Raw genomic sequence first — 19,895 nt, forward strand, 5'->3', positions numbered from 1 at the left:
AATCAGCGGTGGCCATCGGCCCGGCCATGGCGGCGCACCAGCCCCCAGGCGACCAGGGCCGTGCACACGCCCCAGAACCAGATGCCGAAGGCCATGGGCCGGGTGGACTGGCCGTCCAGGTGCAGGCCCAGCCAGTGTCCCATGGCAAAGGCGATGAGCATCATGGTGAAGCCGTTCAGCGCCGAGGCCGTGCCCGCCGACTGCGGGAAGGGCGCGATGGCATTGCTCTGGCCGCAGGGCATGTGCACGCCATGGGCGATCTGGAAGATATAGAAGGGCAGGGCATAGGCCCAGAGGCTGCGCGCATCGGCCAGCGCCGCAATGCCGATGGCCGTGGCCGACAGCAGGCTTGCCAGCCCGGCGATCTGCACGGCGCGCCGCACATCCATGCGCTGCAGCAGCCAGCGGCACAGAAAGGTGCCCGCGATGTAGCACAGCGCATTGCTGCCCATCAGCAGGCCGTAGCCCGTGCGGCTCACGCCCAGCACATGGATATAGGTGAAGGAAGATGCGGCCAGGTTGGTGAACAGGGCCGCATAGGTGCAGCAGGTCAGCAACTGGTAGGACTGGAATCCCGGGTGGCGCAAGATGGTGATCCAGTTGCGCGCCAGGGCCAGCGGCTGCAGCGCCGTGGGATTGGTGCGGGCCAGTGTCTCCGTGAAGCGCAGGGCCACCAGCAGCAGGGCCAGCGCACCCATCACGGCCTGGGCCAGCATGGTCGAGCGCCAGCCCAGCGAATCCACCAGCAGGCTGCCGCTGACGGGGCTCAGGAAGGCGATCACGCCCAGCCCGGTCAGCGCCTTGGACATGACCTGGGCGCCCAGGTGCGGTGCGAACAGATCGCGCACCATGGCGCGTGCACACATCACGCCGGCGCCCAGCGATGCCCCCTGCAGCGCGCGCCAGGCGATCAGCGACTCCATGGTCTCGGCACTGGCGCTGCCCAGCGCGGCCAGCACGTAGATGGACATGCCCGCCAGCAGGATGGGCCGGCGCCCGAAGCGGTCGGACAGCGGCCCCCAGGCCAGCTGCGAGCAGCCGAAGGCCAGCAGGAACGCCGTCAGCGTGAGCTGCACCTGGGACACCTGGGTGGAGAAGGCCGCCTGTATCGACGGCAGGGCCGGCAGGTACAGGTCGGTGGCCAGCGGCTGCAGTCCCAGCAGCAGGCCGAGCAGGACGACGACCAGGACGGGGGACATGGCCGGCTGCGCTTGCGCGGCGGCGGGAGACAGGGGCGCTGACATAGGCGACCGAGGGTAGCAGAGAACAAGGGGGGCCGCTGTCCATGTTCCGGCGGTGCATATCCATCTGCGGATTGCGCAGTTGGGAACCGGCCGAGCCCTGCCTACATTGCATTGCAGAGGAATCAACCCGATCAACGCAACTGTGAACAAAGGACCGCAATGGCAACGCTGACCGCTTTCTCCTCCCTTCCCGCCGCGCTGCGCCAGGGGGCGTGCACCCTGCTGTGGGGCGTGGCCCTGGTCGGTGGTGCGGCCCATGCCAATGCGCCTGTGCCCGAAGGCCCGCTGGTCAGCACCGAATGGTTGGCGGCCAACCTCAACCGCGCCGATGTGCGCATCGTCGAGGTCAGCGTCAACCCCGGCCTGTACGAACGCTCCCATGTGCCGGGCGCCGTCAACTTTTCTTGGCACAACGACCTCAATGACAAGGTGCGCCGCGACATCGTGGGCAAGGAGCAGTTCGAGAAGCTGCTGTCGCAGGCCGGCGTGAAGGAAGGCAACACGGTCGTTCTGTACGGCGATACCAACAACTGGTTCGCAGCCTGGGGCGCCTGGGTCTTCGACATCTATGGCGTGCAGAACGTCAAGCTGCTGGACGGTGGCCGCAAGAAGTGGGAGGCCGAGAACCGCCCCCTCAACAACCGCGCCCCGGAATATGCGGCCACCACCTACCGCGTGGGCAAGGTCAACACCGCGCTGCGCGCGCGCCTGACCGATGCGCTGGCCTCGGCCGAAGGGCGCAGCGACGCCAAGCTCGTCGACATCCGCTCGGCCGACGAATACCAGGGCAAGGTCTTCGCCCCGGCCGGCGTGCCGGAGCTGGCCATCCGCGCCGGCCACATCCCCGGCGCCGTCAACGTGCCCTGGGGGCAGGCCGTGCGCGAGGACGGCAGCTTCAAGTCCGCCGAAGAACTCAAGAAGCTCTATGCGGGCGTGGGCATCGACGGCAGCAAGCCCGTCATCACCTACTGCCGCATCGGCGAGCGCTCCAGCCACACCTGGTTTGCGCTGTCCAAGATCCTGGGCTACCAGGTGCGCAACTACGACGGCTCGTGGACCGAGTACGGCAACTCCGTGGGTGTGCCCATCAACAACCCGGCCGGCACGGTCTGGGCCGCGAAATGATCCTGCAGTCGATCAACCTGTCTTGAAGGCGGGGGCCGGGCGAGGGGTGTCGGTGCTCTTGGTTCGACGGATCAGGGGTGGTGACGAGTGGCTTTGGCAAAAGCTCGGCTCCTTTGGGGCCCGCAGACTGCGGGCCCCTTTTTTTTATGCGTGGATGGCAACAAAGGAGGCAGGAATGACAAGCGTGACCGGTGAGCACACGCAGAACGTGAATGGCAGGCACAGGGCAAGGGACTGGACCAGATGGCTGCCCTTGGCCGCCGTGCTGGCCGCAGCCTGGCCTGTGGCGGCGCAGCTGCAGCTGCAAGGCGGCGGGCGCACCCTGGTCTTTGCGCTGGCGCTGGGCCTGCTGCTGGGGCTGGTGCTTCAGCGCTCGCGCTTTTGCTTTTACTGCCATGCGCGCGACTGGTTCGAGTTCGGCGACCCGCGCGGCGTGCTCTCCATCCTGCTGGCGCTGGCCGTGGGATCGGCGGGCATGACCGTGGTGCTGGGCAGCTGGGTGGCCGTGCCCCAGCCGGGCCAGTTGCCGCCCGACATGCACATAGGCCCCGTGAGCTGGGTGCTGGTCCTTGCGGGCCTGGCCTTTGGAGCGGGCATGTCCGTCTCGGGCTCGTGCATCAGCGCCCACTGGTACCGGCTGGGCGAGGGATCGCCCGTGGCGCCGTTTGCCCTGGTCGGCACGGGCCTGGGCTTCGTGCTGGGGTTTCGCAGCTGGAACCCGCTTTACAGCCTGGCCATTGCCGATGCGCCCGTCATCTGGCTGCCGGCCCATCTGGGCTATGGCGGCGCGCTGGCGCTGCAACTGGCCGTGCTGGGCCTGCTGGCGGCCTGGGTCTGGCGCATTCATGGGCGCTCGGGCCGCGCACAGCCACGGCCTGCGGCAGAACCGGCGCAGCCACCGGGCCTGCGCCAGCTGTGGCTGTCGCTGTGGCAAGGCCGCTGGAACGCCGCGCTGGGCGGCCTGGCCGTGGGCCTGATCGCGGCCGCCGCCATCGTGCGCATGCGGCCGCTGGGCGTGACCACCACGCTGGGCAGCACCGTGCGCGGCTGGGCCCAGGCGGGCGGCTGGGTGCCCGAGCGCCTGCATGGCCTCGACACCCTGAGCGGATGCGCCACGGCCGTACTCAACAGCCTGCTCACGCCCCATGCCGTGCTGCTGCTGGGCCTGGTGGCCGGCGCCTGGGGCGCTGCCGTGGCCAGCCGCCAGTGGACGCCGCGCCGCCCCACCTGGCGCGATGCGGCACGCGGCCTGGCCGGTGGCGCCTTGCTTGGCTGGGGCGCCATGACGGGGCTGGGCTGCACCATTGGCACGCTGCTGTCGGGCAGCATGGCGGGTGCGCTGTCGGGCTGGGTCTTTGGCGCGGCTGTTTTCACGGCGCTGTGGTTGGGGTTTGTGTTGCGGCGTTGGCTGCACGAGCGTGCGGGAGTGCGGGGCTTTGACCTGCAGGAGGAGATGATGGCCGAGTGACAGGCGAGAGCGGCGCCTGAAACAGGCTTTCTGGCCATTGTCTGTCCTAGGATTTTTTCTGCCAGTTTTCAGAGGAGACCGCTGGCAATTGCGGGCAGGTCATTCCTGGAAATGTCTGGAAAATAGGATTTACCTGCCCAATTCATTGCTCCTATTATTTTTCCTTCAGAAAGAAGGGAGCGCCTTTCAAAGGCGAAGGAGCCAATGACATTCAGGATCGACATCCATGCGCCATTGGGCCGCGCAGGGCGTTTCCAGGAGTTGAATGGGGCAGTGGAGCGGCCACCGGCCATCCGCTCGGATACATGAGCTGCGGGCAACTGGTCCCCGCCTTCATTGCCCTCAATCGCCTGAAGCGGTCCAGGGACCTGTGCAAGGCTGTCGTGCTTGTGGGCTTCAACAAGGTATGCGGTACCCGGGACTTCGACAATGAACTGGACCGCAGGGCGCTGTGCGAGCTGTTTTGCTGCTGCATGACCGGCGGCCTGGGCCAGCGCTGCGTGGCCGGCGTGGTCATGCAGGCCGATGGGTTTGAAGGCTACCGGGGCTACTACAAGCAGGAAGTGCCGTACCTGAACAGAGCACCTGTCATGTCGCGCAACGAGCCCGTGCGCCGCACGCGCAGCCGGCCTGCGGGCTCGCGCATTCCCGATGTGGTCGTGGTGAAGAACCCGCGCCTGCCGCCTGTGCTGGACAACGTGCAGCGGGTCTATGAGATGAAGTTTCCGGGGGATGGCTTTTCCAATGCTGAAGGGCCAGACGGCAAGACACAGCTTCAGGCCTATACGCACCTTTTTGGAGACAAGTTTCTCAAGAAAGCCTTGGATGCAAGAAGTTGTGCGTGCGACGGCGATGGAGAAAAGTCGAACCAAGGTGTGTTGAACCAGGCAGCGCGATGGCAGGCCAACAGGGAAAAGGCCATCTCTTTGGCAGAGCGGGTGAACAAGGATACGGCGGCGGCGGTCGGGGCTGCGGCCGGTGCATCCGCACTGGGGAGGGCACTGCGAGGTGTTGGTGCGGTAGGGACCGCACTGGCAAGAGTCCTCGGGTTGTCCTTTTGAGGCGATGGCTTCGGTATAGCGAAATATGGAGGGTTGATATGGCAAAAGATTTCAAAAAACCTTTGAGCACCAGAGAGCTGCAAAAAGCCACCGTGGCGACGATGGATATTCTCAAGGCGCTGGTGCTGTGCAATCAGTTCGGTGATGTCTGTGCAAGAGCCGGCTGGACCATTGAAATGGTGTTCCATGAGGGGGATTCCATGGCTGTGCGTGAGCGTGCATGGAAAGTGGTTGATCTTTTTTGTGAGGCCGTAGGGAAGGAGCGGCTGGTTTATTGGTATGACGGAATGCCAGCCATGCTGACTAGTGCGATGGCACAAAAGAAGCTGACTGCAAAGCAGCAAAAAAGCCTGGACAATCCTAAAGGTTATGCACTGATATTTCATATGGCTTCGGGTAAGCCAAATCCCCCTGAGGTGTGGGAGAATAATGCGCAAGACTTTCGCCTTTACTGTCGCATTGAGAATGACGAAGGTATTTGGGGGCATGACAGATATACGACGCCTGGCATAGGCCCTGCCATGTCTTTCATTCGCATGGCATTTCCTGCATGGTGGGTCCTGGATCAGCTGCCCGAAAACAATGTGGGCCGCATTACCACCCAGGTGGTGGAGTTTATGCAGCCTTTCTGGGCCATTGCCGGATGGGGTGTCATGCCTGCAGTGGAGGAGCGCAATATCGATCCCGATGGCAAGGGCCAGCAGATGCTGTACCCCTATCTGCAGCGTTTTCCAGGCTTGAATGCCCTGGGCAGTCTTGCGTTGATGAGCCATGACTTCAACAACGCCATGTACAGCATCAACTGGCTCAGTTTTGTCAGTGATGCATTGCTGGAAAAGCTCGGCGGGAGGGAGGCCGTACGAAAGCAGGTGGAGGCTAGCCAGTATCTTTCGGCCGGGGATGTAGGCAACTGCCTGGGAATCCGTGCGGGAGACTTTCCTGGTCTGGGGGATATGGATCAAGGACTGACGCTGCCCGCCTTTGGCGAGGCGGCGCGCCTGCTCAAACCTTTGCGCGCCAGATCCCGGCTCAACAACTTCATCGGCCCGCCGCCTTCGGGGTCCAATGATGAACATGCGTGGCTGCTGGCATGCGATGCCTACATGAGCCGGTTTGATCTGTTCTGACCCATGCAGGCCCTGCAGCTGAATCCTGCCGGGCCAGCCGGCAGGACGGGTTTTCGGGTCGGGCGGACCTAGTCCGCGTCAACCCCCAGCAGCAGATCCGCGATCTCCTCCGGATACCGCTGCCGACTTCCGTCAATGAGCACGCAGCCGGGTACTTCGGGGTCGGGCCTGGCCAGGGGCATGCCGTGGTCGATGAGGGCCTGGGCGCAGCCCAGCCAGTCGCCGCCGCTGGGTTCCGTGGATTCGGGCCGGTTCAGCGATGCCCAGCACAGGGTGCCTGCGCAGTTGTCGCCATAGGCGTGGCGTTCGGTCCACTGTGCGCCGTGCTCCAGCAGGAAGCGCGCCAAGGCGGCATCGCCACGGAACACGGCCTGGTTCAGTGCGGATGCATCCCAGTCGCCGCCGCGCGCGGCGATGGGCCAGCCCAGTTCCACCATGCAGCGCACGGCGTCCATGCAGCCCAGGGCCGCCAGTTCGGGCAGCATGCGCAGTTGTTCGGGCGCCAGGCCCTTGAGCAGCCCGGGGTGGGCTGCGGCAAGACGGCGGGCCTGTGCTGCGTCGCCCACGGCGCAGGCGGCCAGGAGTTGCTCCTGCGGCGTAGTGGGCTCGCTGCCCGCCGCCTGTTCCAGCAGGGCGGCCACGTCGGCCAGGCCAAAGCGCCGCGCCAGTGCAGCGGCACTCAGGCCCTGCGGCGTGCGGACCGACGGATCGGCGCCGGCATCCAGCAGCGCCTGCACATGGGCGGGCGAGCGGCGCCGGCGGATGGCCCACAGCAGCGGGCGGCCCCATTCGCCCTGGCCGTTGTCCTCGTTCGGATCGGCGCCGTGGTCCAGCAGCAGGCGCAGGGCCTGCACATCGTCCAGGTCCAGCACGCGGAACAGGGCATTGCTGCCGTCCACGCGTGCGCCGGCTTGCAGCAGCAGCCGCGTGCATTCGCGGCTGGCGGGCGTGCCTTCCAGCGAGTGGTAGAGCGATTCGCCATCGTTGGGGTCGGCGCCGGCCTGTAGCAGCATCTGCGTCAGTTGCGCATCATGGTTCTGGCCTGCTGCGCCATAGAGGGCCGACAGCCGCTCGGTATCGGAGGGGGCCTGCAGCGAGGCGGGTGGCCAGCGGTTGCCTATGGTCTGCAGCGGGTCTGCGCCCGCGTCCAGCAGCCAGCGCGCGCATGCGTGCAGGTGCTCGGTGAATTCGGGCAGGCGCAGCAGGCAGGAATGGGTGACGGCCATCAGCGGCGGCAGCGCCAACGGCCCGCCTGCACGGCGCAGCCAGTCGGGGTCGTTGCGCCCGGCCTCGCGCAGCACGGCCAGATTGCCGGTGGCGCAGGCCACCCAGGGATCACTGCCATCACTGCCCGCCAATTCCGGCCGCTCGTCCAGCAGGCGCCGGGCCAGCGCGGGCTGTGCGCGGTGCGTGCCGCCCGCCACATCGCCGGCATAGACCAGGGCCAGCCAGTGCAGCCGGGATTTCTCGGGGTCCGCCGCCAGGCGCTGGCATGCCTCGACGTAGCCTGACAGCTCGCTCCATGAAGCGAAACCGTGCTCGCGCGCCACGCAGGACTGGGCGTCGTGCAGCAGCAGGTCCTTGGCGGCGAGCGCCTCATCGGCAAGGCCTTTGGCCGCTGGCAGGTGGGAGCGCAGGGACTCCATGGCCTGGGCCGAGCCTGCGCGATAGGCGGCCAGCAGTTGCTTGGCCTGTTTCTTGAGGTGGCCCATGTCGGGCCGGGCGGGAATGCGTTTCACAGGAGTACCTCCATGCAAGGGGCCTGTTCACACGGATCCCTGGATCCGTGTGAGCAGGCCCCTGAGGCCAACGACCCGCAATCTGGCAGCACAAAGGCATGTGGCAAGAAAGAACGCGCCGCAGGGGCGCATACAGGTGGGTTCAACCCTTCCCGCGGGTCCGGGTGCGGCCTGCACCGCAGGCGCGGATGTTAGCGCAAGGCAGGAGTCATGTGGGTGACAGCCCGGGGGCCGTGCTTGCGGGTTCCTACCGGCATGCCCGCCCTGCCGTCTGGCATAGGCTGCGTCGGCAATCCCGCTTGAACCTGATTTTTTGCGCGCGTTTCCCTCAACACCTTCATCCCAAGGAGACAGTCTTATGCGAGCCCTGCGTTGGAATCGTTGGAAGTATCTCGGTCTGCTGGCGGCCACGGGCCTTGCGGCCTGCGGCGGGGGGGACGGTGATGCGCCCGAGGAGACGCGGGCACAGGACGGCCGCAGCTTTGCGCCGGCCAATCCTTCGGCCACCAGCTTCGACGCGCTGGCCGCCGCTTCGGGCGATGTGGTCGACAACGCCAGCACCAGCCGCTGGGCCGGTGTGCTGGAAGGCGCGGCCTACCGCATCGAGGTGCCGGCCAACTGGAATGGCCGCCTGGTGATGTATGCCCACGGCTATGCGGGCGAGGGCAGTGCGCTCAACGTCACCAATCCGTCCATACGCCGCTACCTGATCCAGAACGGCTATGCCTGGGCGGCGTCCAGCTACAGCAAGAACTACTACGACGTGCGCGCCGGCGTGGAGGACACGAATGCGCTGGCGCTGGCCTTCAACCGCCTGGCCGCATCCCACGGCCGGCCGCTGGCGCAGCCGCAGCGCCTGTACATCACCGGCCATTCCATGGGCGGCCATGTCACGGCGGCTGCCATCGAGGCCGAGGCCCAGGCCACCGCGAGGAACAAGGTGCGCTACCAGGGCGCCGTGCCCATGTGCGGCGTGACGGGAGATACCGAACTGTTCGACTACTTCGCCGCGGCCCAGGTCACCGCGCAGGCCATGGCCGGCGTGGCCCAGCGCCCTGTCACCGAGTGGGCCGCCATCCAGGGCCAGGTGACCTCGGCCCTGTTCACCACCTTTCCGTCGGCTCCCACCGCAACGGGGCGCGCCTATCTGTCGGTCATCCAGAACCTCACGGGTGGCCCGCGCCCGCTGTTCGATCTGGGCGTGGCCGTGGGCGGCTCGTTCGCGCCGGTCTGGGGCGTGTTCGGCAGCGATGGCTCGGTCAACGGCATCCTGAACCGCAACGTGGCCGACACCAACCGCTTCACCTACCGCATCGACGGGGATGCCGCGGCCTCGGCCGCGCTCAATGCCACCGCGCAAAAGCGCACGGCCGCGCCCGATGCCAACCGGCCGCGCCGCGACGGCCTGCGCTGGATTCCCGTGACTTCCGGCGATATCAACATCCCCGTGGTGACCTTGCATACGCTGGGCGATCTGTATGTGCCCTTCAGCATGGAGCAGATCTACCAGCGCCGCGTGGCCGACAAGGGCCGGAGCCAGTGGCTGGTGCAGCGCGCCATCCGCGGCGCATCGCACTGCGACTTCACCGTGGCCGAACAGGTGGAAGCCTTCGATGCCATGGTGCAGTGGGAGCAGGGCGGCGCCAAGCCGGGCGGTGACGATGTGCAGACGGCCGCCACGGTGGCCGCGCCCACCTATGGCTGCCGCTACACGCGCAACACGCTGGGCCCGGATGACAGCACCACCACGCGGCAGTTGCGCGCCGTGATCTCGCAGAACGCGGCAAGCTGCCCGTAGCGCGGAAGGCGGCGCAGGCTGCGCCGCTCAGCGCGGGCTTGCTGGCGCTGTGGGCGCCTGTGCGAGCAGGCGCAGCCCGAACAGCTCGTCCAGCGCCTGCCGGTATTGCTCCATGGCGCGCGACTGGGTGTTGTGGTGGTTGCCGCCTTCGATGAGCACGAAGCGCTTGGGCTCGCTGGCCGCCTCGAACAGCTGGCGGCCCAGCGTGGCGGGGATCAGCGGATCGGCGCTGCCGTGCACGACCAGCAGCGGCGAGCCTATGCCGGCCACCTTGTCGATGGAGGCAAAGCGCTGCGTGATCAGCGGCCCCACGGGCAGCCAGCCCCAGCGGAAGCTGCGGACCACGTCGGGAATGCTGGTGAAGGTGGCCTCGACCATGACGCCGGCCTCATCCTGGACGCTGCGCGCCAGGTCGATGGCGATGGCACCGCCCAGCGAATGACCGAAGATGAAGCGCGGCCGGCCCGGAGCGTGCCGGCCCAGCCAGTCCCAGCCTGCGCGTGCGTCCTCGGCGGCCGATTCCTCGGACGGCAGGCCGGCGCTGCTCTTGCCAAAGCCCCGGTAGTCGATGGCCAGCACCGAAAAGCCCAGTTCGTGCAGCCGCCGGATGCGCGGCGAGGAGCCGGCAACGTTCCAGCGCGCGCCATGCAGGTACAGCAGCACGGGGGCGTTGCCGGCCGTGGCCGGCTGGGGCAGCCACAGCGCATGCAGGCGGGCGCCGTCCTGCGCTGGCATGTCGATCCAGACATCTTCCATGCCGGCCGTGTTGGCGCCGGGCCAGCTGCGGTCGCTGGGCTGGAAGATCCATTCGCGCTGCTTGGTGTCCAGCACGGAGCAGCCGCTGGCCGCCAGCAGCGCCGCCACGCCCAGCGCCGCCGTGATCCGGTGCAGGCGCCTTCGGGGCCACAGAAAGGGAAGCATTGAGGGCATGACGCAACAATGGATGCACGGGCCGGCCAAAAGTTCAGCGCCGCTGCCCTGCGGGCCGGCGCTGTCATGGATTGGCGCTATTCTTGCCGCTGGTTCGCGGGCCGACAAGGCGATGCGGACCTCTCCCTACTGTTGATGAGTGAACCTGTATGCCGATACGCCTGGGCCTGGCCGCCAACCGAATCCACCACCAAACCGAGGATGCCGCACTGTTCGGCTGGCTGCGCGCCTGCGAGTCCGGCATCCGCGAGCTGCAGCTGGGCCTGCATGCCGTGGGCCGTACCTTCGACGCCATCCAGGCCGCCGGCATGCTGGCGTCCTACCGGGGCCTGCGCCGCTATCCCTATGGCCGCGAAGGCGGGCTGATGAAGCTGGTGGCCGAGGTGGTGGGCGTGGAAGGCGACGAGCGCACGATTGACGGCGCCATTTATCTGACCGACCCGGTTGATCCGTCCTCCATCTTCCCCGAGGCCGTGGCGCTCAAGCGCCAATGCGTGATCCACGGCAAGCCCTTCCTGTCCACCGTGGCCTCGGCGCGCGACTGGATCGAGATGGAGCGCATCCATGCCGGCCTTCCCAGGGATGCGGGCGCACAGCGCTTCCATGACTATGCGCAGCAGACGCTGGCGCTGATCGCCCACGATGCGCTCAAGCCCACCATGCTGGACTTCGCGGCGCGCAACTTCGAGCTGCTGTCGCGCTTTGGCCGGCGCGTGGGCACGGGAACCACGGGCCAGAGGCTCAACGAAATGGCCTGGAGCCGTGGCTGGCCCGAGGACCGGCCCTGGGTGGACCGCTACAACAGCGGCCCGCTGGGCGGCGATGCGCAGATCGCCGACCTGGTGCTGGACCGCCGCTGCCAGCGCGTGATCTTCTTCGAGGACCCGCATGTGGCGCGCCAGCACGAGGCCGACATCCAGCTGCTGGAGCGCGCCGTGACCACGGTGACGCACGACACGGTCTGCACCACTTCTCCGGCCGTGGCGCAGCGCTGGTGCGATTCGGCCTTGATGCGCCGCTGAAACCTTCGTCGCGCAGACGACAGCCTTGCGGCCTGCGGGCGGGCGAACACCCGTGACCAGCCGAGGGCTTTCTGCAAGACTGGCCGTTTCCAAAACCAAGGAGACAACGATGGTCAGTCCGCTCTTTCGGCGTTCCCGGCATGCCATGGCCCTGCTGGCCCTGCTGGCGCTACAGCCCGGCTGGGTGGCGGCCCAGGCACAGGCCCCCGCAGCGCCCGCGCTGCCGCCGCCCGACAGCGTGCGCCTGGAGCAACTGGGGCTGATGCAGGGCTTTCCTCCGGCCGCAGACAAGCGTGTGGATGTGTCCAACGGCTACCGCTATCCGCAACTGCGCTGGGTGGTGCAGCACCTGCGCGAAATACAGCCCACGCAGAACATCCGGCGCGGCGCGGCGGCGCCCTCGGCCCTGCCCGAAGCGCCCATGGCCCTGGGCGGCCTGCGCTTTGACGACGACAAGGGCCAACCCGTCACCGTGGACCAGTGGCTGGACCGCACCTATACCGACGCCATCGTGGTGCTGCACAAGGGGCGGGTGGTCTTCGAGCGCTACCAGAACCAGATGCAGGCCAGCTCGCCGCACCTGCTGTTCTCGGTCACCAAATCGTTCACCGGCCTGATGGCCGCGCAACTGGCCCACGAAGGGCGCATCGACCCCCAGGCGCTGGTGATGAAGTACGTGCCTGAGCTGGAAGGCTCGGCCTGGGGCGACATGACGGTGCGCCAGATCATGGACATGACGGGCGCCGTGCGCTTTCGCGAGGACTACACCGACCCCAAGACCGAGATCTTCGGCTACTCCTGGGCCTCGGGCATGCTGCCGCGTCCGCCCGGCTACGCGGGGCCGACCAATGTCTACGACTTTCTCAAGACCCTGCCCAAGGAGGGCACCCACGGCGAGGGCTTTGTCTACCGCACCGTGCATTCCGAGGTGCTGGGCTGGATCGTCTCGCGCGTCACGGGCCGGCGCTGGAGCGATCTCATGAGCGAGAACATCTGGCAGAAGCTGGGCATGCAGGAAGACGCCTATGTGATGGTGGACAGCACCGGCACGCCGCTGCAGGGCGCGGGCCTGAACGCCACGGCGCGTGACCTGGCGCGCGTGGGCGAGATGCTGCGCCTGGGCGGCAGCTTCAACGGCCACAAGATCTTCGACAAGGCGGTGCTGGACGACATTGCGCGCGGCGGCGACCGCGAGCAGTTCAAGTTCCGCGGCATCCAGGCCGCGCGGCCCGGCTACAGCTACCGCAACCAATGGTGGGTGCTGCACAACGCCGATGGCGCCTACGAGGCCGCCGGCATACACGGCCAGTTCATCCACGTGAACCCGGCCGCGCAGATGGTGGTGGTCAAGCTGTCATCGCACCCGGTGGCGGGCGCGGCCTTCACGCATGCGCTGACGCTCAAGGCCTGGGCGGCGCTGGCCGATGCGGTGCGCGACAGGTAGCAGTAACAGGTAGCAGGAACAGGTCGCAGGCAGGAAAAAAGGCAGCGTGCGCAAACACGTTGCCTTCTGCCCGTGGGCAGGCCGGGCCGGTTTCTGACCACCTGGGACGGCCCGCAATGGAGCACGCGCGTCAGACCTGGCGGCGCCGCATCCGGGTCATGCCGAACAGGGCCAGCAGGGCCGACATGGCTATCAGGCACCACTGCGACAGGGTGGGCACTGCGGTGGTGGTGGCGGCTGCCGCAGGCATGGCCACGACCACGGGGTCGAGGATGGCGCCGTCCTGTGCTCCGTCATCGTCGCCATCGCCGCCGTCCGTGACGGTGTAGCTGGCAGTGCCAGCATTGAAGCTGGAAATCTTCACCCACTGGGCAGGCGTTGCCAGCGGCTTCCATTTCAGCAGAACGGCACCTGCGGGCACGTCTGCATGCGTCACCTGCATGGTCAGCGTGTCGCCGACGGTGCAGTCCCGGGTCTCAAACTCCAGCACGGGCCTGGGCATGTCGGGCACGGCCGTGAAGCCGGCGGGCAAGGGGCCGGGCAGGGCGCTGGTGAATGCGACATGGCGGAAGGTGCAGGTGCCATTGGGCTGGCCTTGCGTGAACTGTGTCCTGCTCGTTCCATCGGCGTGCTGTGTGAGGCCGAGAACAGTCACGGAGACGGTGCCGGTTGCGGCTGCGTAGTTCAATGGATCGCTGCTGGCCTTGGTCCCCCGTACGACGCAGGTGCCGGTGGCCGTGCCGGTCAGCTGGTTGCCGCTGACCGTGCATGGCCCGCTCAGGAGCTGGAAGGCGGGGACGGCATTGCCTATGCCGCCGCTCAGGGCCAGGGTGGTGGTTTCGCCCACGGCGACGGCTGTCGGCGTCGCGGTCACGGTGGCTGCCTGGGGCTCGGGGATCTTGATGGGATTGAGCGTGTAGCTGCGGTCCAGCGTATTGGCTTTGCTGTCGGTGACCCGGATCGTGAACGAGGTGCTGCCTGCGGCTGTGGGCGTGCCGCTGATCGTGCCTGTGGCGGGGTCCAGTTCAAGTCCTGCAGGCAGCGCTCCGCTTTGCAGTGCAAACGTGTAGGGTGCGCCCAGGCCGCCGGTTGCCGTCAGCGTCCGGGAGTACAGGCTGCCGACCTGGGGGCTGGGCAAGGTCGCGGGGCTGATGCTCAGGGGAATGAAGGGCTCGACGGAAACGGACTGCAGGTCCACGCCCACGATGTCGGTGGCCGAGAAAGTGATCTTCACGGCGCCGCTGTTGGTGATGGGCTCGTCCAGCGTGATGGTGGAGATGCCCACAGGCGCCGTCTTGCTGTACGTCACGGCGCCCGATGTGATGGTCAGTGGCAACGGATTGGCCGTGCCGTTGCGCATCACGAATGATTGGAAATTGATCTTTCCGGAGAGAGCCGTCACGGACCAGGAGGCAAAGGGATAGGCCGTGCCGCTGATGCGAAAGCTCATCCAGCCGCTGCTGTCGGTTCCGCAGCGGATGACGCCACTGGTCATCTGTGCAGAGAAAAGATAGCTGGACGATGAAGGCGTCGTGTCAGTCGTGGATATGCAGTAGCCGTTGGCATCCAGATTGGGTTTGAAGCCGAGGGATTCATAGGCGAAGGCATTGCCCAGCGACAGGGCAGCGGCGCCGACGAGCAGCGCTTTGGTGATGGGTCCAGGGAGCATGGGGAACGGGGGTGGAGACAGGGCGCGCTGAGTGTCCTCTCCCGTTGGCCGGCGAATCTGAGCAATTCTGAGAATTGGCTTTCAATGGCGAAGGCCGTCGCGCTTTCTGTGGTGCGGGCCAGCCATGAAAAAAGCCCATGCAGCAGGCTGCATGGGCTTTCGTCAGGGATGGGGAGCGCTGATGCTCAGATCACGCCCTGGGCCAGCATGGCGTCGGCCACCTTGACGAAGCCGGCGATGTTGGCGCCGTCGATGTAGCTGACCGTGCCGTCCTCGCGCTTGCCGTACTTCAGGCAGGCGGCGTGGATGCCTTGCATGATCTGCAGCAGGCGGGCATCGACTTCCTCGGCGGGCCAGGACAGGCGGGCCGCGTTCTGGCTCATCTCCAGGCCCGAGGTGGCCACGCCACCGGCGTTGCTGGCCTTGCCCGGTGCGTACAGCACGCCGGCCTTCTCGAAGGCCTTGGCGGCTTCGATGGTCGAGGGCATGTTGGCGCCTTCGGCCACGCAGACCACGCCGTTGGCGATCAGCACCTTGGCGTCTTCCTCGGTCAGTTCGTTCTGCGTGGCGCAGGGCAGGGCCACGTCCACCTTCAGGTGCCACGGCGTCTTGCCGCGCAGGAATTCGGCGCCCACCAGCTTGGCGTACTCGTCCACGCGGCCGTAGCGGTGGTTCTTCACGTCCATGAGGATGGCCAGCTTCTCGGTGGTGAAGCCGTCCTGGTCATACACGGTGCCCGAGGAGTCGGAGACCGACACCACCTTGGCGCCCAGTTGCAGGGCCTTCTCCACGGCGTACTGGGCCACATTGCCCGAACCCGAGACCGAGACGGTCTTGCCTGCGAAGGACTGGCCGCGCGTGGCCAGCATTTCCTGGGCGAAGTAGACGGTGCCGTAGCCGGTGGCTTCGGGGCGGATCAGCGAGCCGCCGAAGGACAGGCCCTTGCCCGTGAACACGCTGGCGGCGCTGTTGGACAGCTTCTTGTACATGCCGGCCATGAAGCCCACTTCGCGGCCGCCCACGCCGATGTCGCCTGCCGGCACGTCGGTGTCCGGGCCCACGTGGCGGAACAGCTCGGTGACGAAGGCCTGGCAAAAGCGCATGACTTCAGCGGGGCTCTTGCCCTTGGGATCGAAGTCCGAGCCGCCCTTGCCGCCGCCCATGGGCAGCGTGGTCAGCGCGTTCTTGAAGGTCTGCTCGAAGGCCAGGAACTTGAGCACGGACAGCGTGACCGAGGGGTGGAAACGCAGGCCGCCCTTGTAGGGGCCGATGGCCATGCTGTGCTGGATGCGGAAACCGCGGTTGACCTGCACATGGCCCTTGTCGTCGGTCCAGCTCACGCGGAACATGACCACGCGCTCGGGCTCCACCAGACGCTCCAGCAGGCCGAGTTCGGCGTACTTGGGGTTCTTCTCGATGAAGGGCCAGAGGCTTTCCATCACTTCGGTGACGGCTTGCAGGAATTCGGGCTGGCCGGGGTTGCGTTGCGCCACTTCTTCAAGGAATTGGCCGACGGACTCGTACTTCATGGAAAAACCTCTGACTAAAAAACGGCTGCGGGAAGGGGTGAGTGCAAACCAAAATTATGCCAAAAAGTTATGCCGTCATGCATCGTTTTGGTGAACGGTGCCCGTGCTTGGTGCCTGAATGCCGTTTTTCGGTGCATTTCCAGAGAGGTGCTGGCGGTATTTGGTGCATGGGCAGGGCCTGCGTGCCGCAGTGAGCGGGCAGGCTGCGGCCTGGATCAGCCGTATCCGGTGGCGTGCATGGTCATGGCGAATGGGAATGGCTGGCGCCATGCCAACTGACATGAAGAGTGGCTAGGAAGGCCTTGCAGCCGGACGGGGCTTGGGCCCGCCCGGCCATCCCATCGCCGGCCTTTCAGCTGCGCTGCAGCTGGGGATGGCGCGCGAACAGGTCGGCCGCCCAGTCCACGAAGGCCCGCACCTTGGCGCTGAGGTGGCGGTTGGGCGGATAGACCACGTGAATGGGCAGCGGCGGCTGGGTCCATTCGGGCAGGACCTCGACCAGTTCGCCGCTGTCGATCAGCGGCTGGGCAAAGGCCGTGACCAGCTGCGCGATGCCGAAGCCCGCCAGCACGGCGGCCGTGTAGGCATTGCTGTCGTTGGCCGCGATGCGGTAGTTGCCTGCCACCTCGATGGATTCATCGCCCCGCTGGAATTCCAGCGGGTACATGCGCCGCGTATGGCCTGAGAAGAAGGCGACGATCTGGTGCTTCGTATCCAGCTCGGAAGGATGCTGGGGCACGCCATGGCGTGCCAGGTAGGCAGGCGAGGCCACGGTGACCCAGTTCATCGAGCCGATGCGCCGCGCCACCAGGGATTGGTCGCTGAGCTCGCCCCCGCGGATCACGCAGTCCACGTTGTCGCTGATCAGGTCCACCAGGCGGTCGCCCACGCCCAGGTCGATCTGTATGTCGGGGTAGCGTTCGCAGAATTCGGTCAGCGCCGGAATGATGATCAGCCGGGCCATGGAGCTGCCCACGTCCAGCCGCAGTCGCCCGCTGGGCGCGGTCTGGGTGTTGACCATGCTGGCTTCGAGATCGTCGAAGTCATTGAGCAGGCGTGCCGCGCGTTCGTAGTAGGCCGCGCCATCGGGCGTGACGGTGACGCGCCGCGTCGTGCGGTTGAGCAGCTTGACGCGCACGCGCGCCTCCAGCGCCTGTATCTGTTTGGTGACCGTGCCCTTGGGCAGGTCGAGCGAATCGGCGGCGCGGGTGAAGTTGCCGGCTTCCACCACGCGAACGAAGACACGCATGGCCTGGATCTGGTCCATGGAAAGTTGCTCCTGCAGCGCCCGGCAAGGGAATGCCGGCTCGGCGGAATTCTCACATGCGCGGTATCGGGCGATTGTTCGTGAAACGGAAACAGAGCGATGGCTGCGTTGCTATTTCAGACATGGCCGGCGCCGCCTATATTCCAACCATCGACCATTGCCGCAGGTTCGCGCCATGTCCACTTCCCCGTCGCTTCCGAACGGCCCCGCCGCCGGGGCGCAGATTGCCGAAACAGAATTCTCCATCGAGCTGCCCGAGCACGGCACCGTGGCTGCGCGCGCCTATGGCCAGCGCAGGCCCGGCACGGTCTCGCCGCTGGTGCTGCATTTCCATGGCGGCACCTTTGTCTGCGGCACGCTGGACAACGGGCGCTACATCGGCCGGCTGCTGGCCGAGGCGGGCGCCGTCGTGGTGTCGCTGGCCTACCCGCTGGCGCCCGAGCATCCGTTTCCCCAGCCCATCGAGGTGGGCTACGCCGTGCTGCAGTGGCTGTACAAGCACCGCGTGAAGATGGCGGGCAAGGGCGCGCCGCTGTTCCTCGCGGGTGAAGAAGCCGGCGGCAACCTGGCCGCCGCCGTGGCCGTGATCTCGCGCGACCGGGGCCATCCGCCGCTGGCGGGCCAGATCCTGGTGTCGCCCATGCTCGATCCCTGCACCGGCACCGCCTCGCAGCGCGAGGCAACGCCCGAGGCCGGCGAATGCCGCTGGGCCACGGGCTGGCGCGAGTACCTGAGCTGCCCCAAGGACGCCATGCATCCCTATGCCGTGCCCGGCAGCTCGCTGCGCCTGGCCCAGCTGCCGCCGGCCCTGGTGCTGGTGGGTGGCGACGACCCGCTGCGCGACGAGGCCCAGGCCTATGCGGCCCGCCTGCGCGCGGCCGGGGTGACGGCCAGCAGCCATGTGCTGCCCAGCGCGTCGAACTGGCCGCAGGCCCTGTCCGAGGCCGAGGCCTGTACGGCCTGCAGCGCCGCCGTGTTCCAGCATGTGCATGACTTCTTCGAGGCCACCATGAACAAGCCCGCAGCACCGGGCTAGGCCCCGCGCCGCCGCAGCCGGCGACACCTGCTGCCCCGTTTTCCCCTTCCGCCTTCCCGGCGCGTTCAGGCGCCGGGCGGGCATCGTGTTCCCTGAATTTCGCAAAAAAACACCATGTCCACCGAATCCACCTCATCCTCTTCCTCCGTCTCGGCCCAGCGCAAGGGCTGGAGGCTGCCTGCCGCCGCTGCGGCCATCCTCGCCGTCAGCGCCGGCCTGTTCGGCCTGCATGGCTTCGAGGCCAAGGCCGATGACGCGCCCGCCAGCGCCCAGCCCGCCGCCACGCCCGTGTCGGTGGCCACGGTCGCCGAAAGCGAGGTCACCGCCTGGGACGAGTTCTCAGGCCGCCTCGAAGCCGTGGAGCGCGTGGACATCCGCTCCCGCGTGGCCGGCGCCGTGCAGGCCGTGCACTTTCGCGAGGGCGCGCTGGTCAAGCAGGGCGATCTGCTGATCACCATCGACCCCGCACCGTATGCGGCCGAGGTCGAGCGTGCCGAAGCGCAGGTAGCCTCGGCCCAGGCACGCCAGTCCTATGCACGCAGCGAGCAGGAGCGCGCACGCCGCCTGTGGGACGAGCGGGCGATTGCCCAGCGCGAGCTGGACGAGCGCATCAACGCTGGCAGCGAGGCCGAGGCCAATTTGCGCGCGGCCCAGGCGTCCCTGCAATCGGCGCGGCTGAACCTGGGCTACACCCAGGTGCGCGCCCCCGTGTCGGGCCGTATCGGCAAGCGCGAGATCACCGTGGGCAACCTGGTGGCCGCAGGCCCGGGCGCGCCGGTGCTGACCACCCTGGTCTCGGTCAGCCCCATCTATGCGAGCTTCGATGCCGATGAGCAGGTCATCACGCGCGCGCTCAAGGAGCTGGGCGGCGGCGCGGGCAACCGCGCCAAGATCGACAGCATTCCCGTGCAGATGGGCACGGCCACGGCCGGCAGCACGCCCTTCGAGGGCCGGCTTCAGCTGATCGACAACCAGGTCGATGCCCGAAGCGGCACGGTGCGCGTGCGCGCCGCCTTCGACAACAAGGATGGCGCCCTCATGCCCGGCCAGTTCGCCCGCATCCGCATGGGCCAGGCGCGCGACAGCAGCATGCTGCTGGTCAGCGAGCGCGCCATCGGCACGGACCAGAGCAAGAAGTACGTGATGGTGGTAGGCGGCGACAACAAGGCCGTCTACCGCGAGGTGGCCCTGGGCGCCTCGGTCAACGGCCTGCGCAACGTGACCCAGGGCCTGCAGCCCGGCGAGCGCGTGGTCGTCAACGGCCTGCAGCACATCCGCCCCGGCGCCCTGGTCGCGCCCAAGGAGGTGTCCATGGATGCGCGGGCTGATGCCCGCCAGCCGGGCACCCGGCAGGCAGCCGAACAAGTGGCTGACGCAACCAAGTCCTGATCTAGCCGCACACCTTTCCTGCCTCTGAAATGCCGCCTGACCGCAGG

General features: G+C 67.1%; 15 protein-coding genes. 9 read left to right on the plus strand and 6 right to left on the minus strand.

Annotated elements, in window-relative coordinates; translation table 11 throughout:
• Positions 1 to 2: 2 nt before the first annotated feature.
• Positions 3 to 1,199, minus strand: a complete 1,197-nt coding sequence (locus DA1_RS01870; protein ID WP_034398874.1) for a multidrug effflux MFS transporter — start codon at positions 1,197 to 1,199, stop codon at positions 3 to 5.
• A gap of 204 nt (positions 1,200 to 1,403) precedes the next feature.
• On the opposite strand from DA1_RS01870, the gene DA1_RS01875 reads away from it, so the two are divergent.
• From DA1_RS01875 to DA1_RS01890, 4 genes are all read left to right on the plus strand, one after another.
• Positions 1,404 to 2,369 (plus strand): sulfurtransferase, encoded by a 966-nt coding sequence (locus DA1_RS01875; protein WP_034396528.1) that lies wholly within the window; start codon positions 1,404 to 1,406, stop codon positions 2,367 to 2,369.
• A 175-nt stretch (positions 2,370 to 2,544) separates the two neighbouring features.
• Complete coding sequence (locus DA1_RS01880) at positions 2,545 to 3,837, plus strand: YeeE/YedE family protein (RefSeq protein ID WP_034396525.1); 1,293 nt, start codon at positions 2,545 to 2,547, stop codon at positions 3,835 to 3,837.
• Positions 3,838 to 4,142: 305 nt separating this feature from the next.
• Positions 4,143 to 4,898: a hypothetical protein gene (locus DA1_RS01885; protein ID WP_034396523.1), complete on the plus strand. Its 756-nt coding sequence runs from the start codon at positions 4,143 to 4,145 to the stop codon at positions 4,896 to 4,898.
• A gap of 38 nt (positions 4,899 to 4,936) precedes the next feature.
• A complete protein-coding gene (locus tag DA1_RS01890) occupies positions 4,937 to 6,025 on the plus strand; it encodes a type VI immunity family protein (RefSeq protein WP_034396520.1) in 1,089 nt (362 codons plus the stop codon).
• Between the two features lie 68 nt (positions 6,026 to 6,093).
• Here DA1_RS01890 and DA1_RS01895 read toward each other — a convergent pair whose 3' ends face one another.
• Positions 6,094 to 7,764, minus strand: coding sequence for an ankyrin repeat domain-containing protein (locus DA1_RS01895; RefSeq protein WP_034396516.1), 1,671 nt, complete (start codon positions 7,762 to 7,764; stop codon positions 6,094 to 6,096).
• Positions 7,765 to 8,122: 358 nt separating this feature from the next.
• On the opposite strand from DA1_RS01895, the gene DA1_RS01900 reads away from it, so the two are divergent.
• The gene (locus DA1_RS01900; RefSeq protein ID WP_062794098.1) at positions 8,123 to 9,562 is read left to right on the plus strand and encodes an alpha/beta hydrolase family protein; all 1,440 of its coding nucleotides are present in this window, start codon (positions 8,123 to 8,125) and stop codon (positions 9,560 to 9,562) included.
• Positions 9,563 to 9,589: 27 nt separating this feature from the next.
• Here the strand turns inward: DA1_RS01900 and DA1_RS01905 are convergent, their stop codons facing one another.
• Entirely contained in the window at positions 9,590 to 10,492 is a 903-nt protein-coding gene (locus DA1_RS01905) for an alpha/beta hydrolase (RefSeq protein WP_034396513.1), read from the minus strand.
• Between the two features lie 149 nt (positions 10,493 to 10,641).
• On the opposite strand from DA1_RS01905, the gene DA1_RS01910 reads away from it, so the two are divergent.
• Both DA1_RS01910 and DA1_RS01915 read left to right on the plus strand, forming a co-directional pair.
• Positions 10,642 to 11,514 carry a methylglyoxal synthase gene (locus tag DA1_RS01910; RefSeq protein ID WP_034396509.1) on the plus strand — a complete coding sequence of 291 codons (873 nt, stop codon included), beginning with the start codon at positions 10,642 to 10,644 and terminating at the stop codon, positions 11,512 to 11,514.
• A gap of 109 nt (positions 11,515 to 11,623) precedes the next feature.
• A complete protein-coding gene (locus DA1_RS01915; RefSeq protein WP_034396506.1) occupies positions 11,624 to 12,958 on the plus strand; it encodes a serine hydrolase domain-containing protein in 1,335 nt (444 codons plus the stop codon).
• A 130-nt stretch (positions 12,959 to 13,088) separates the two neighbouring features.
• On the opposite strand, the gene DA1_RS01920 is transcribed toward DA1_RS01915, so the two are convergent.
• From DA1_RS01920 to DA1_RS01930, 3 genes are all read right to left on the minus strand, one after another.
• Positions 13,089 to 14,627, minus strand: a complete 1,539-nt coding sequence (locus DA1_RS01920) for an IPTL-CTERM sorting domain-containing protein (RefSeq protein WP_034396502.1) — start codon at positions 14,625 to 14,627, stop codon at positions 13,089 to 13,091.
• 185 nt (positions 14,628 to 14,812) lie between these two features.
• Complete coding sequence (gdhA, locus tag DA1_RS01925; RefSeq protein ID WP_013801081.1) at positions 14,813 to 16,156, minus strand: NADP-specific glutamate dehydrogenase; 1,344 nt, start codon at positions 16,154 to 16,156, stop codon at positions 14,813 to 14,815.
• Between the two features lie 352 nt (positions 16,157 to 16,508).
• Entirely contained in the window at positions 16,509 to 17,423 is a 915-nt protein-coding gene (locus DA1_RS01930; RefSeq protein ID WP_012206938.1) for a LysR family transcriptional regulator, read from the minus strand.
• 175 nt (positions 17,424 to 17,598) lie between these two features.
• Between DA1_RS01930 and DA1_RS01935 the strand changes: the two genes are divergently transcribed.
• Entirely contained in the window at positions 17,599 to 18,459 is an 861-nt protein-coding gene (locus tag DA1_RS01935; RefSeq protein WP_012206937.1) for an alpha/beta hydrolase, read from the plus strand.
• 114 nt (positions 18,460 to 18,573) lie between these two features.
• The gene (locus DA1_RS01940) at positions 18,574 to 19,848 is read left to right on the plus strand and encodes an efflux RND transporter periplasmic adaptor subunit (RefSeq protein WP_034396497.1); all 1,275 of its coding nucleotides are present in this window, start codon (positions 18,574 to 18,576) and stop codon (positions 19,846 to 19,848) included.
• The last annotated feature ends 47 nt before the right edge of the window (positions 19,849 to 19,895 follow it).

This window comes from Delftia acidovorans NBRC 14950 (assembly GCF_001598795.1).
Taxonomy (GTDB): domain Bacteria; phylum Pseudomonadota; class Gammaproteobacteria; order Burkholderiales; family Burkholderiaceae_C; genus Comamonas; species Comamonas acidovorans.